Source organism: Streptomyces sp. RKAG337 (assembly GCF_023701715.1).
Classification (GTDB): Bacteria; Actinomycetota; Actinomycetes; order Streptomycetales; family Streptomycetaceae; genus Actinacidiphila.
This window is the reverse complement of the sequence record NZ_JAJOZA010000001.1, coordinates 5,976,591-5,990,873: the sequence shown is the minus strand read 5'-3', so window position 1 is coordinate 5,990,873 and position 14,283 is coordinate 5,976,591. Positions and strand designations below refer to the sequence as shown.

At 70.2% G+C, this 14,283-nt stretch carries 8 protein-coding genes; 4 read left to right on the top strand and 4 right to left on the bottom strand.

Annotated features, from left to right (window positions below; translation table 11 throughout):
- The first annotated feature begins 38 nt into the window (after nt 1-38).
- The 3 genes from LNW73_RS26560 to LNW73_RS36075 all read left to right on the top strand — a co-directional run bounded on the left by LNW73_RS26560 (nt 39) and on the right by LNW73_RS36075 (nt 5,071).
- The gene (locus tag LNW73_RS26560; protein WP_250991621.1) at nt 39-371 is read left to right on the top strand and encodes a histone-like nucleoid-structuring protein Lsr2; all 333 of its coding nucleotides are present in this window, start codon (nt 39-41) and stop codon (nt 369-371) included.
- A 558-nt stretch (nt 372-929) separates the two neighbouring features.
- Complete coding sequence (locus LNW73_RS26555; RefSeq protein WP_250991620.1) at nt 930-1,343, top strand: hypothetical protein; 414 nt, start codon at nt 930-932, stop codon at nt 1,341-1,343.
- Nucleotides 1,340-5,071 (top strand): caspase, EACC1-associated type, encoded by a 3,732-nt coding sequence (locus LNW73_RS36075; RefSeq protein WP_308407732.1) that lies wholly within the window; start codon nt 1,340-1,342, stop codon nt 5,069-5,071. The genes LNW73_RS26555 and LNW73_RS36075 overlap by 4 nt, the downstream gene beginning before the upstream one ends.
- 29 nt (nt 5,072-5,100) lie before the next feature.
- On the opposite strand, the gene LNW73_RS26535 is transcribed toward LNW73_RS36075, so the two are convergent.
- The 3 genes from LNW73_RS26535 to LNW73_RS26525 all read right to left on the bottom strand — a co-directional run bounded on the left by LNW73_RS26535 (nt 5,101) and on the right by LNW73_RS26525 (nt 11,740).
- On the bottom strand, nt 5,101-7,299 hold the full coding sequence (locus LNW73_RS26535; RefSeq protein WP_250991619.1) for a DEAD/DEAH box helicase: 2,199 nt from the start codon (nt 7,297-7,299) through the stop codon (nt 5,101-5,103).
- Between the two features lie 69 nt (nt 7,300-7,368).
- Nucleotides 7,369-9,930, bottom strand: a complete 2,562-nt coding sequence (locus tag LNW73_RS26530; protein ID WP_250991618.1) for a GmrSD restriction endonuclease domain-containing protein — start codon at nt 9,928-9,930, stop codon at nt 7,369-7,371.
- Nucleotides 9,931-10,267: 337 nt separating this feature from the next.
- Nucleotides 10,268-11,740, bottom strand: a complete 1,473-nt coding sequence (locus LNW73_RS26525; RefSeq protein WP_250991617.1) for an SDR family NAD(P)-dependent oxidoreductase — start codon at nt 11,738-11,740, stop codon at nt 10,268-10,270.
- A gap of 267 nt (nt 11,741-12,007) precedes the next feature.
- Here LNW73_RS26525 and fahA point away from each other — a divergent pair, with 267 nt between their 5' ends.
- Nucleotides 12,008-13,255, top strand: a complete 1,248-nt coding sequence (gene fahA, locus LNW73_RS26520; protein WP_250991616.1) for a fumarylacetoacetase — start codon at nt 12,008-12,010, stop codon at nt 13,253-13,255.
- Nucleotides 13,256-13,304: 49 nt separating this feature from the next.
- On the opposite strand, the gene LNW73_RS26515 is transcribed toward fahA, so the two are convergent.
- Nucleotides 13,305-14,273 carry a pirin family protein gene (locus LNW73_RS26515; RefSeq protein ID WP_250991615.1) on the bottom strand — a complete coding sequence of 323 codons (969 nt, stop codon included), beginning with the start codon at nt 14,271-14,273 and terminating at the stop codon, nt 13,305-13,307.
- Nucleotides 14,274-14,283 lie beyond the last annotated feature (10 nt).

Here is a 14,283-nt window from a genome sequence, read left to right as displayed (position 1 = left end):
ATACGTACAGCCCATTCACGGCCTGCTAATCTGCGCCAATGGCCCAGAAAATTGTAACCATTTACACCGACGACCTGACCGGCAAAGAGTCGTCCGACGCAGGTACGCACACTTTCGCGGTCGATGGCGTTGCCTATGAAATTGACCTCGGCCCGGACAGCTATGACAAGCTCCTTGACGCCCTCGCCCCGTTCATCAAGGCAGGTCACAAGGTCGGCCGCACCAGGGGCGCGAGCGGCCCGCGCAAGAGTGGGCCGGTCAACAACGACACCGCTGACATTCGCGCATGGGCCAAGGACAACGGCTATGACGTGAACGACCGGGGCCGTGTCTCCGCGACCGTGCGCGATGCATACGAGGCAGCTCACTAACTATCGTCTGACCGTTTGGGAGGCCCCGCTATCCAGCATCCTGGATGGCGGGGTCTCGCCATTTCACGATCCCGGCTCACCGCGCGGCTCAGTGCAAGTCCACGCCGTCATCGAGCCCTGCTGTTAAGACTGCGATGCGGGGTCTCTGCGTGCCGGGACACCGGGATGGTCACGTGACCAACGCATGACCAACAGCGGACAGGAACGGGAAGAAACCGCAGGTGACGGCCATCAACGTGCAAGAGGATCTGGCGCCCTATGGCGCACATAACCCCAGGTCAGCTAGCTAATAAGCTGGTGTCCGAGTGGAGAGTTCAAGTCCCCCCTCGGACACCACGTTTTTGATCATGTTGCGGGTCAGGATTCTTCCTGGCCCGTATTTTTTCGTCCGCGCGGCCGGACGCCTTCATGCGGAGCACAGCGACAAGGCTGCGGGTATCCGGCCGAGCCTCGGCCCCTGGCCGAATACTCTCTGTCGTCAGCCCGTGATCCAGCAGTACGCTCTGTCATTTGCCGAGGTGGCTCACCTGTAGGTGGGCCGGTAACGGGGGGTTCTGGATGGTTGACGGGGAGCGGGCCTGGCGGCTCGAAGTACTGGCAGGCGGCGACACCTTGCGGCAGGAACGCCTCACGCGGGCGCTGCATGACGAGCTCGCGAAGACCGACGGTGCCGCCGTCGGATTCCTGGAGGCCGGGCCGGCCGCCGGTGACGGCCACAAGGGCGGGGTCGCCGGCGACGTGGCGTTGTGGGGCTCGATCGCCGCTGCCGCCCGACCCGCGTCCCAGGTCCTCATCGCCTTGGTCAGGGAATGGTGTGCCAAGGAGCGCAACCGGAAGGTCGAACTGACCTACCGGGGCAACTCCGTCACGATCAGCGGGCGTCCTGACGAGATGCAGGAGCGGATGATCCGCGACTTCCTGGGGACGGTCCGCGAGGACGAAGGGAACAACGGGGAGAACGAGGCGGAGTGACCCGCCTCGTCCGCCGCAAGGCGCTGCTGATCGGCAACGAGAACTACCACGACAGCCGCTTCGGACGGCTCCCGTCCACCCGGGCCGACACCTGGCAACTGCGCCAGGTTCTGGAGCACCGCACCATCGGTGCGTTCGCGTCGGTGAAGACGGAGACCGACCTCACCGCGGACGACATGCGCTCCGCGATCAGTGAGTTCCTCGAAAGCTGCGAGTCCGACGAATTGGCCCTGCTCTACGTCTCGGGGCATGGCACCCGGCTCGTGCAGGCCCGCGGCGAGTTCTACTTCGTCGCCTCCGACACCGACTTCGACGCGGTTGCCGCGACCGGGGTGAGCGCCGGGTTCGTCAACGAGCAACTCGAAGGGTGCTGGGCCCCGCAGAAGATCGCCCTGATCGACTGCTGCCGGAGCGGTGGCTTCGCCATGGGTCTGCGCACAGTCGACGGACCCGCTCCTCCCGCCGCCAAATCCGGCGAGGCCGCACCCCTGACCAGTCGGGGCGTGTATGTGCTCTCCTCGTCACGGGCGGGCGAGGACTCGTTCAGCGGTGCCGAGACCGACGCCGGCGTCGAGCCCTCCGTGTTCACGGCAGAAGTCGTCGAAGCACTGCGTACCGGCAAGGTCGGCAAGGACGGGACCGGCGAGGTGTCGGTGGACGACCTGTTCCACTACGTGAACGGGCGGATGCGGGCCAAGGGCTCGCAGCAGATACCCGTCAAGTCCGCGCACGGTGTCGACGACCGCATGATCCTTGCCTCCTGCCCGCTGGGAAGCGCACCGTTGCTGGTGCCGCTGACGCGGCGGCCGCCCGCCGAGCCCGGCACGCCGGCGGCGCCCACCCGCACCGCCGGTACCCGGCCCACATGGGACAGCCTCCTGAGCTACTACCGGGAGTGTGTCCTGGCGGACACGACGGAGACCCCGCTCATGCCGGTCCGGGACGAGGGAACCTCGTACGTCTGCCTGACCGGAACCGAGCGGTTCCTCTCCGGCGATCTGGACGACGACGACTGCACCGCCGTGCCCCCTGAGGCGGCCGCGCTGGTCGACGCGGCGGCCGAGCAGGACGCGGAACTCTGGGCGGGCTACCCGGCAGTGGTCCTCAACGGCCTGCGTGACGGGCGGACCTGGCGGACGCCGAAATTCGCTCCGCTCCTGGTACGCCGCGTCGAGGCGGTCCAGGAGGCCGGCGAGGTCCGCCTCAAGCCGTACGGACCCGTGCTGCCGCACCCCAGGCTGGCCCGCGACTGGCTGGGGGTGGAGCAGGCGGCCGACCTTGTCGACACCTACCAGCAGACCTGGCACGCCGGGCAGCACGACCGGATGGCGGTCGAGGTACGCCAGTTGCTGAGCCAGGAGTACGAACTGCCCTGTGTCCAGGAGCCCCGGCCGGACCAGCTCGCCGACCGGATCGACATCCGTACCCCGGGCAATGGTGCCCGCAATGCCGCGGTCCTCTTCCTGGTACCCCGCGACAGCAAGATCACCAAGAAGCTTCTCGCGGATTTCGAGAACATCTCCCGGAAGAGCGCGCAGATCAGGGCGACGGCGCTCGCCGCACTCTCCCCCGACCCCGCAGAACGCGCGGGACCGGCCGGCTCTCCCACCGAACGGGACCCCGGTTCCGTACGGGACCCCGGTTCCGTACGGCTCGTGACGCCGCTGCCGTCCAACGAAGCCCAGTCCGCAGTGCTGCGTTCGGCCATGACGCGCCGCCTCACGGTGGCCACCGGGCCGCCCGGCACCGGCAAGAGCCAGTTGGTGGCCAATCTCGTCGCCACCGCTGTGGCGGCCGGCCAGAGCGTGCTGGTGGCCTCCACCAACAACCAGGCCGTTGACGAGGTGTGGCGTCGCTGCGAGCAGCTGTCGCCGGGGAGCGTCGTGCGCACCGGTCCCGCGGGCGGCGACCCGGACTACGCGGAGGCCGAGGCGACGACGCTACGTCAGCTGATGGTCTCCCCCGCTCCCGCGGTGAACATCACCACCGCGGGGATGGACGTCGACGTGGCGAACGACCGGCTCGACGCCGTCCGACAACAGCTCGCCCGCTCGGCGCACACCGAGCGGGTGTTGCGCGAGGCGGGCGAGGACCGCGAGCAGCACGCCGCAAGGCTCCACCTGCCCGTCTCCGCGCTGCTTGGGCTCCTGGCAGCGGTGCGGGACCCGGGAGCCCTGGAGCAGAGGGCGACGCGGAGGGCCACCGCGCGCCTTTTCGGCGAATGGCGTCGCAGGAGGCTGCTGGGCCGTTTCGGCATCGCGGCGTTCGACGGCACCACCATGGACGCCTGCACCGCGCTCGCCGACTTCACCCGTGCTGAGAGGACCTGGCGGACCGAACGCGAGCGGGCTGCGACCGGGATGGACGACGCGGGCCTCACAGCTGCTCTCGATCTGGCGGAGTCCGCCGTCCGCACCTCATCCGCGGCACTGCTCGACAGCGCCGTGCAGGGCGCCGGACGAGCGGGACATCAGCGCATCGCCGGGCTCCTGACCGCCCGTGACGCCGGTGGCAGCGACTGGGCCGCGGTACGAAATGCCCTGCCCGCGGCGCGGGGCTGGGCCGTCACCAGCCTCTCGGCACGGCGGTTCCCGCCGGATCCGGCTCTGTTCGACCTGGTCGTCGTCGACGAGGCCAGCCAGTGCGCGATCCCGCACGTCCTGCCCCTGCTGTTCCGGGCCCGCCGGGCGCTGGTCATCGGCGACCCCATGCAGCTCACCCACATCACCACGATCGACCCCGACCGGGAAGCGGTGATCCGGCGCGCGGCCGGGCTGCGCTCCGACTGGCTGGAGAAGCACCGCCTCGCCCATCGGCGCCACTCCGCCTTCCACGCGGCGGAACGCGCGGCGGGCGGCAGCCTCCTCCTGGACGAGCACTTCCGCTGCCACCCGGACATCGCCGACGTCTCCAACCGCCTCTTCTACGACGGCCGGTTGACCGTGCTCACCGACATCCGTGCCCGGCCCGCCCTCGGCCGCCGCGCGGTCATCTGGGCGCCGGTCAGCGGGCGCGCCGTACGCCCGCCCTCCGGCAGTTCCTGGGTCAACCACGACGAGATCGACAAGGTGGAGGCCAGCGTCCGGCATCTGCTGGAGCAGCTCCCCGACGACACCGGGGCCACGATCGGGGTGATCACACCTTTCAAGGCTCAGGAGGAGGCCCTGAAGCGGCGGCTGCGCCCGTACGGCGAGCGGGTGCGCACGGGCACGGTGCACACGTTCCAGGGCGGCGAGCGTGACGTCATGGTCTTCTCCCTCGTAGCGGGAGACGGCATGAGCCCAGGGGCGATCAGCTGGGTCGACCGGCAACTGAACCTCTGGAACGTCGCCATCACGAGGGCTCGATCGCACCTCATCGTCGTCGGCGACGCCAAGCTGTGGCAGCGCCGGGGCGGCGTGGGAGCCGCACTGGTGCACGCTGCCAACGCCACGGACAGCGGCTTGGGCGCCGCTGAACCGGACGAGCTGCTCAAGCGCCTGTACAAGGCGCAGTCGGGTCGCCCAGGGGCAACGGTGCAACTCGGCGTCGCCGTCAACGGCCACCCCGCTGATGCGATCGTCCGGACGGACGGTGGCACCACCGCCGTCCTTCTGGACCGGGGCCCGGACGAAGACGCTGACGAAGCACGGCATCTACGGCTGATGCTGCGGCGCCGCGGACTGCTCGACGCCGAACGGGTGCCCGCCTGGCAGTTGTACGACGAACAGCCCTCAGGCGGGCGTTGACAGCGACGGGTCGTGCCACCGGGGTCGGTTCACGAGGTGTCGTCCCCCGTGGCGGAGGTGGCGAGGCGGAGTTGTTCCTCCGCCACGATCTGGCGGGCCAGGGACTGTTCGGAGATGTCGACGGCTTCGGGGGTGGACTCCGCGGTGTCGCTGCGGCGGGCGTAGGCGTCGAAGAGGCGCTTCTTGCCGTCTAGGATCTCGAGCATGCGCTGGTCGATGCTGTCGGCCGTCAGGAGGCGGTGGACCTGTACCCGGCGGACCTGGCCCATCCGGTGGGCCCGGCCGATGGCCTGGGACTCCATGGTGGGTTTGACCTGGGGTTCGCAGAGGATGACGACGGACGCGGCCTGCATGTTCAGACCGACTCCGCCCGCCTGGATCTGGCTGAGCAGCACGGCGTGGCCGGGGGTGGCCGTGAAGTCGTCGACGAGTTGCTGGCGTGCGGTGACGGCCACGCTGCCGGTGATGGGGCCTAGGGCCGTGTCGCCGAGGGCTTCCCGCACGGCGATCAGGACATCGCGGAAGTAGGAGAAGACGACGACCTTCGCGTTGTTCTCCCTGGCCTCCCTGACGAGTTCCAGCAGGCGCTGGAGCTTCGCGGACTTCGCGGGGTCGGCGTAGGCGGCCCGCCGCATGGCCATGAAGTTTCCGGCGGTCACGGCCGAGCGGTACGCGGTGAGGTCGGCGGCGGTGAACTCCTCCCACTCGTCGACCTGGATGAGCTCGGGGAGTTCGGTCAGCACGTCCAGCTGATTGCGCCGGAGGTAGGCGGGGGCGACGGCGCGGCGGAACACCTCAGAGCCGGCGACGGCGTCGCTGTTGCGGACGTGGGGCACGAGATCGGGCTGGAGGTAGTGGACCAGGTTGCGGAACTCCTCGACCCGGTTCTCCATCGGCGTGCCGGTGAGGAACAGGACGTGGCCGGCACGGGCCGTCCAGCGGGCGACGGATCGGGAACGGCGGGCCGCCGGGTTCTTGACGTAGTGCGCTTCGTCGACCACGAGCATGCCGACCGCGGTCTCCTCAGGGACCACCAGGGTGTTCAGGCCGTCGAACGTGGTGACGGCGACATCACCGCACCGGACCCATTCGTCCAGAGCGGCTTCGCGGTAGGGGCCGTGCACCCGGTACGCGTCCAGCGTGCTGCGGGATTCGATCTCCCGCGTCCAGTTGATCAGGACGCTGGCCGGGCAGACCACGAGAAAGTGCGTCTGCCCCTCCGCCTTGAGATGGGCGAGTGCGGCGATGGCCTGGATGGTCTTCCCGAGCCCCATCTCGTCGCCGAGAACCACCCGGCGCTGGGTGAGAGCGAATCGGGCCCCGAAGTCCTGGTAGCCGCGCAGCGAGACCCGGCGGTGGGTGTCGTCCAGCCGCTGGGCCCGCACCCGGCCGGAGATGTCGGTCGGCAGGAACCCCTCGGCCGCGTCCGCGTCCGGCGCCAGCCCGGCGATCTCGGCGAGCAGGCTGTAGTAGTCGGGTGAGCGGACCTGGAAGTCGATCCACGCCTCGTCGGCCGGAACCGGTGGGCGCAGCAGATCCGTGGAGGCCTGGGCGAGCAGCAGCGGCGTGGCGTCGTCCGTGCACGCGACGAGAAGGGCGTCGATCGCCTGGACCGCGTCCTGTGCCTCCTTGCGGCCCGTCCGTCCGGCGAACAGCATGCGCAACCGCCCCCGGGCCGGCCGGGCGCCGGCCATCAGCGGGGCGAGTTCACCGTCGATCCGACCGGCTGCCGCGACGGCCCGGGGAATGTCCGGCCCGGCGTTCACCAGCTGGTTCAGTGCCGTGACCAGCCCCGTCGTACGAGGATCGGCACTCGCGTCGGGATCGATACGGACGGTGACATGCTCCGCGACCGCCTCCGCGATCTGCCGCGCGGCGGCTATCGCCTGAACCGCGCTCTGCACACCGATGCCGGGAAGCTGCTGGAGCGCGTACTGCCGGGCGTCCAACACCTGCCGGACCGTGGAGTACCCGGCCTGCTCCAGGGCGGTCAGCCGCAGCCGGCCCTCGGTCACGTCCTTGAGCCGGGAGACCGGAATGCCGTCCAGCTCACGACGGATCAGCTCGTCCTTCAACGGGTCCAGGGCGCTCCGGACCGCGGCGCGGGCCTGATCGTGATCGGCGATCACGCCCCTGGCGGCTGCCATGAGGGCGTCAGCCCTCAGAAGCACCTCCCTGGCTCCCTTGCCGGCAGGCACCGCCTTCCGCTCCAACCCGACCCCACCCATGGCGCCCCTCGTGATCCACCCGCTCCGGTTCCGTCACATGATTCACCGGCTCAGGGCTGTCCGGACGACTTATCCCGCATCACGTTCGCCGGCGTGCAGGGCAGTGGTGTGAACGAACCACTCGAGGACGGCACAGATCTCGTCCGGGTGAGAGGCGAAGACATCCAGCGGGAAGGTGGGATAGAGCTCCAGCTTCGCCTCGGCCAGATCGACGCCGTCGATCCGGTTGAACCGCAGCAGGAGTTCACGGCGCAGCGCCGCGTCGTCGAAGGGTGCCCGCTCCTTGAGGTGTCCGAAGGGGACCTCGGCCACGCCGGTCACCGGGTAGAGGCCGAGCGGCCGCAGCGTTCGGGAGCGTGGTGAGGTTCCGACGTCGAGGAGGGGGAAGCAGCTGGTCTCGGCGCCCCTTCCGTAGTCCAGATGGCAAGCGGGATCCTGCTGTTGCCAGAAGCGGAGCACGCTGCGGAGGCTCTCGTGCGTGGCCGGCGCTTGGTTGGTGGAGAGTAGTTCGCCGAAGCGGGTGGCCCGGTCGGTCGTGTCCGCTGCCGGGGAAGGGGTCGTGACGTCGTCGTGCGCTCGGAGTTCCTTTCCGAGCAGCTCGGCCAGTTCCTCCGCGACGAGGCGCGACGACCGGTGGGCGCGGCCCGCCTCGTCGAAGCCGACTCCTTCCGCTTCGAGCAGTTCTCGCGGTGAGCGGTCAGCGGGCTCATAGGCGGCCGAGACACGACCGTCGGCATTGAGCACCCGGTAGTCGCCGTGCACGCCCTTGGCCGCGAGGAAGGTCCCCACGGCGACGGGGTGGCTGCCGATGAGTTCGGCGATCGCCCCGTAGGTGGTCCACGTGCCGGCCGGCATCGCGAGAAGGGCGGCCCGCAGTTCGGCCCAGCCGGGCCATTCGTCGTCGGCGCCGGGAGCACCGTCCTCGGGTCCGGGCCACAGTTGGACGGCCCGCTCGGAGAGCGCGTCCGCGCGGACCAGGATCTCGGCCTTCCCCCAGCCGGATGCGCCGGCGATCTCACGGTTCATGCGCAGGGCGCTGCCGTCCAGGATCTGTTGCTTGCGCTGGAAGGGGTGGTTCGACAGCTTCGAGTTCTCACCGGTGAGGGTCAGATTGCCGAGGGTGTGCACCAGCAGGTCACGCAGGTCCTGCGGGGTCTGGCCGACCTCGGTCTCCTTCGCGAGCAGCTCGAACCACTCCTCGGCCGGATGCTGCGGAAGGACGTGTTCGACGGTGAGCGCGGCCTTGGCGAAGTCGACCGGCTCGGCGGAGTCGTAGCTCTCCTCCAGCCGGCGAAGCACGTAGTGGCGCTGGTGGGACTTTCCCGCCCAGTAGAACGGCTTGGTCCTTACGGCGGTGGAGAGTTCAGCGTCCGTGGGCCAGTAGCGGCGGCGGCCCGACAGGTAGTGCCGGATCGCCTCGGGTACCGGCAGATGCGACTTCTCCAGTTCCTTGGGGGCTTCGACGAAGATCCGGTTGAGACTGCTCGGAGAGATCTGACAGATGAGACGCCTGACGAGAAAGCTCTCCACGTACGTCAGGGATTCGACGGCGGCCTCCGCGTCGAGCCGGCCGGCATCCACCAGATCGAGCACCTGCAACGCCACCGGGTAGTACGTCTGGTTGCCCCAGTCCGCGAGCCGCGACAACACCTCGCGCAGAGCCGGGTGCTGCTCCCGCTCCGGACGCAGGACGCGCAGCAGGCGCTCCGACAGCCGGACGAGGTCCGCGATCTCCGCCCTGAGCGCGTCCTCATCACCTTCCACCGGCTTCAGACGCTGCTGCTGGGCTTCGTAGATCTCACTGACCTTCGGTTTGGACACCCCACGCAGCACAAGGTCCAGCCAGAAGAGCAGTTCCAGGTTCTTCGGGCCGAGGCTCTGCTGCATGGGCAGCCACAGCTCCTGGTACACCTGCTCACCCTGGCGGGGCAGCAGCATGAAGAGGTGGTTCCGCAGCAGGTCGCTCTGCTGCAGCTGGACACCCGTGTTGTTGATCGACTTGAAGATCCGGTAGACGTTGTCCCCGGGCTCCGCGGTGATCTCGACGATGGAGAGCAGCCCGCCCAAGACGGTGACGACCACTCTCGCCCAGGTGTCTCCGCCCTCCTCCTGACCCCGCGCGAGCACGCCCCGGAAGAACCGGTAGGCATGCCCGATGTTGTCCCCGCCCCCGGCGCGCGGGCTGCCCGCGACGCACGCGATGAAGGCGCCGCGGTCCGCCTGGGTCGGCAACAGCCGGTAGTGGTCGTTGCCGTCAAGGAACTTGTTGACCAGATACTGCTCGTGGATCTTCTCCGCGAGCATGGCGATGTCCCGACCGCCGGTTTCGCGAATGTGGTCGCGCAGCGCGGTGAACGCCACCATCAGGGTCGTGAGCCGCTGTTGCCCGTCCACGACCAGCCAGCGCGATACGCCTCCGGCGCTCATCTGGCCCGGTGCGAGGACGACGGAGCCGAGGAAGTGGGACGGCGTCCTCACTTCGGCCATGGCCTGGCCGACCAGCTCCGTGACGTCGTCCCACAGCTGCTTCAACTCCTTGTCCGTCCAGCTGTATGTGCGCTGGTAGAGAGGCACCTGGAACTGCTTCTCCCCGGCCACCAGCTTGCTGAACGTGACTTCCTCGGCATGCACGACGAGCCTCCCCTGGCGTGGCCGATGTGCCTCATCGACCACTTGGCGTCACCCTACGCGCACCCTCCGACAACGAGTCCCCGCCCAACGCCCCGCGGAACAGCGGAGCTACGCCTCCGCCGGACGGCGGGCGGCGGGCGGCGGGCGGTGGGCGGTGAACGTGAGTCGGTCGCCGCGCCCGGACCCGGGCCGACTTCGAGCAGGTGGGCGTCGAGATCGACGTCGCGCGTGACCGCGGGCCGGACGCCGTTCCGGAGGTGGGCGGCCCGCTCCGTCATGGATCTGCTCGAACCGGCGCGCGCACCCTGGCGCGGGCGAACGGCCAGGCGAGCCGGGGTTACCAGGCGGCCGGGGCGTAGTCCTTGAGGAAGCAGCCGTAGAGGTCTTCGCCGAGTTCGCCGCGGACGATGGGGTCGTAGACGCGGGCGGCGCCGTCGACGAGGTCGAGGGGGGCGTGGAAGCCCTCTTCGGCGAGGCGCATCTTGTCGGGGTGGGGGCGCTCGTCGGTGATCCAGCCGGTGTCGACGGCGGTCATGAGGATGCCGTCCGTCTCCAGCATCTCCTGGGCGCTGGTGCGGGTGAGCATGTTCAGCGCGGCCTTGGCCATGTTGGTGTGCGGGTGGCCCGGGCCCTTGTAGCCGCGGCTGAACTGGCCTTCCATCGCCGAGACGTTGACGACGTACTTGCGGCGCGCGGTGGCCGCGGCCATCGCCGGGCGCAGTCGGCTGACGAGGACGAACGGCGCGGTGACGTTGCAGAGCTGGACTTCGAGGAGTTCGAGCGGGTCGACCTCCTCGACGCGCTGGATCCAGGTGTTGGTGGCGTCCAGGTCCGGTACGAGGCCGCCGGCGTCGATGGCGGTGCCGGCCTCGATACGGGCCGGGGTCGCGGAGCCGGTGGTCAGGGCCAGGGCGGTGATCGACTCGGGCGTCAGGGCGTCGTGGCCGGACGACGACGGGCCGGGCAGCGCGATCTGCGCGCCGCTGCCGAAGTGGCCCAGGACGGTGCGCGAGGGCAGTTCGCCGGCCGGCAGCGGGGCGAGTTCCGCGGCGACGAGCTCCGCGTAGGCGCGGGGGCTGCGGCGGACGGTCTGCGCGGCGTTGTTGATCAGGATGTCGAGCGGGCCCTCGGCGGCGACCTCGTCGGCGAGCGCGATCACCTGGGCGGGGTCGCGCAGGTCGATGCCGACGATCTTCAGCCGGTGCAGCCACTCCGGGCTGTCGGGCATCGCCTTGAAGCGGCGGACCGCGTCGTTCGGGAAGCGGGTGGTGATGGTGGTGTGCGCGCCGTCGCGCAGCAGGCGCAGCGCGATGTACATGCCGATCTTCGCGCGGCCGCCGGTGAGCAGGGCGCGGCGTCCGGTGAGGTCCGTGCGCGCGTCGCGGCGGCTGCGGTTCTCCTTCGCGCAGGGCGGGCAGAGCTGGTGGTAGAACGCGTCGACCTCGACGTAACGGGTCTTGCAGACGTAGCAGGAGCGGGGGCGCTCCAGGATGCCGGCGATCTCCTGCGTCACGGATGTCGTGAGCATGTTGCCCAGCGTCTCGTCGTCGATGCGGTCGGCCGCGCCGGTGGCCGTGGCCTCGGTGACGGCCTTGTCGTTCGCCGTCTTCGAGGCGCGGCGTTCCTGGCGGCGGCGCTGCTTCACCGTGCGGTAGATGCCGGCGGTGGCGCGCCGTACGGCGATGGCGTCGGGGTGGTCGACGTCGAGCTCGTCGAGCTCCGCGAGCACGCTCAGGCAGAGCTCCAGGCGCGCCGGGTCGATGCCCGTCGAATCGTCGCGCCGGGTTTCCGTCTGCTCACTCGCTGTCATGCCGTTACTGCCTTCTGGATTGTCTGTTCCGCCCCGAGTCCACCCGAGTCAGGCGGAACTCTACGTACGCACGTGTAGCACCACCAAACTCGAGGCCGTCGGCGCCCCCTGGATCTACCGTCGGTGTCCGGACCGGCACGTACCGTCGCCATGGTGCGGGTGCATGGCCCCCGTCGGACCCGCGTCCGGCCCGCGTCCGGCCCTTGAGACGGGAGCCCTGGAGACGGGAGATAGTCTCGGCACGTTCGTTCTCTCCCTGGAGGCCAGTTGAGCGCCAGCAGCCCGCTCACCGTCCCGGACGACTCTCCGTTCGGCGTACACAACCTGCCGTACGGCGTCTTCACCACCGCCGACCGGCCGGATCAGCGCCGGATCGGTGTCGCCATCGGTGACCACGTTCTCGACGCGGGCGCGGCGGCCCGCAGCGTCGGTGCCCTCGCCGAACCCGGATTCGCCACGCTCGACGCGCCCTCGCTGAACCCGCTGCTGGCCGCCGGCCGGCCGGTCTGGACCGCGGTGCGCGCCGCGATCACCCGGTGGCTGACGGACGGGGCCCTCCGTGCGGCCGTCGAGCCGTGCCTGGTGCCGTGCGCCGACGTCACCCTCCACCTGCCGTTCGAGGTGGCCGACTACGTCGACTTCTACGCGTCCGAGCACCACGCGACGAACCTCGGCCGGATCTTCCGGCCCGGCTCCGAGCCGCTGACGCCCAACTGGAAGCACCTGCCGATCGGCTACCACGGCCGTTCCGGCACGATCGTCGTCTCCGGCACGCCGATCACCCGCCCGTCCGGGCAGCGCAAGGCCCCGGCCGACCCGGTTCCGGACTTCGGCCCGTCCCGCCGCCTGGACATCGAGGCGGAGCTGGGCTTCGTCGTCGGCACGCCGTCCGAGCTGGGCAGCCCGGTCGCGCTGGCCGACGCCGCCGAGCACGTCTTCGGCGTCTGCCTGGTCAACGACTGGTCCGCCCGCGACCTCCAGGCGTGGGAGTACGTGCCGCTGGGCCCGTTCCTCGGCAAGTCCTTCGCCACGTCGGTCTCGCCGTGGATCGTCCCGCTGGACGCCCTCGCGCAGGCCCGCACCACCCCGCCGGAGCGCGACGTCGAGCCGCTCCCGTACCTCGACGACCGGGACGCCGCGGCCGAGCCGTCCGGCTTCGACATCGCCTTCGAGGTCCGGCTCAACGGCCATGTCGTCTCGCGCCCGCCGTTCGCCGCCATGTACTGGACGTTCGCGCAGATGCTCGCGCACCTGACCGCCAACGGCGCGTCCCTGCGGACCGGCGACCTCTTCGCCTCCGGCACCATCAGCGGTCCCGAGCGCGAGACGCGCGGCGCGCTCATCGAGCTGACGTGGAACGGCCAGGAGCCGCTGAAACTGGCGGACGGCAGCGAGCGCACGTTCCTCGACGACGGCGACGAGGTCGTCATCACCGCCACCGCACCGGGCCCGAACGGAACCCGCATCGGCTTCGGCGAAGTGGCGGGCCACATCGTGCCCCGCCCCACCGCCTGACAGTCACCGCCGCACGGCCGGCCCGCCCGCTGGACGACCGAAAGGCCGTCTAGCGGGCGCGCCCGCGTGGCTTGAGCGGCGTCGCCGGAAGCTCCGGAGCGGGCAGCGGGGCTCCGTCGTAGCCCCTCACATCCCCGAAGCGGGCGCCGTTCATCCAGTCCGAACGGGCCTGTGCGATGTCGTCGTTGGACCGTCCGACGAAGTTCCACCACATGACGATCTTCTCGTCGAAGGGCTCGCCGCCCAGCAGCATCAGGCCGCTGTCCACGTCGGCGCGGATCGCGAGGTCGCGGCGGCCGCAGCCGAGGTAGAGCATCGAGCCGGGGGCGAGGCGTACGCCGTCGACCTCGGCCTCGCCGGACATCGTCAGGGCCGCGTACTCGAAGTCGGGGTGGAGCGGCAGGCGGGTGTCGGTGCCCGCTGCCAGGGCGAGGTCGGCGCCGACGAGCGGGGTGTGGGTGGTGCCGGGTGAGACGGCGCCGTCCAGTTCGCCCATGATGACGGTGGCGTGCAGACCGCCGCCTCCGGTGACGACCGGCAGGTCGGCGTGGTGCTCGAAGGCCGGCGCAGTGTTCCGGTGGGCCTCCGGGAGGGCGACCCAGAGCTGGGCGCCGTGCAGGAGCCGGGGGTGGTCGCGCGGCGATTCCTCGGAGTGCGAGATGGCCCGGCCGGAGGTCATCAGCCCCAGCTCGCGGGGGCGTACGGTCTGCAGGCTGCCGAGGCTGTCGCGGTGCAGCACCTCGCCGTCGTGCAGCCAGCTCACCGTCTGCAGGCCCATGTGCGGGTGCGGCGGGACCTGCATCCCGGACTCGCGCGCGATGTCATCGGGGCCGTAGTGGTCGACGAAGCACCAGGCGCCGACCATCCGGCGGCCCAGGTTCGGCAGGAGGCGCCGCACCTGGGTGCTCTCGCCGAGGGTGACGGTGCGGGCGGTGAGGAGCTCGCGGGCGGGCTCGGCCGAGACGTCGTCGCGGCCGCCGCACACGGTCGGTGCGGGCTTCACATCGAGGTTGCTCATGCCCCGATCA

Coding starts and splice junctions, on each gene's coding strand:
- LNW73_RS26560 (WP_250991621.1), top strand. CDS start 39: ATGGCCCAGAAAATTGTAACCATTTACACCGACGACCTGACCGGCAAA.
- LNW73_RS26555 (WP_250991620.1), top strand. CDS start 930: ATGGTTGACGGGGAGCGGGCCTGGCGGCTCGAAGTACTGGCAGGCGGC.
- LNW73_RS26535 (WP_250991619.1), bottom strand. CDS start 7,299: ATGGGTGGGGTCGGGTTGGAGCGGAAGGCGGTGCCTGCCGGCAAGGGA.
- LNW73_RS26525 (WP_250991617.1), bottom strand. CDS start 11,740: ATGACAGCGAGTGAGCAGACGGAAACCCGGCGCGACGATTCGACGGGC.
- LNW73_RS26515 (WP_250991615.1), bottom strand. CDS start 14,273: ATGAGCAACCTCGATGTGAAGCCCGCACCGACCGTGTGCGGCGGCCGC.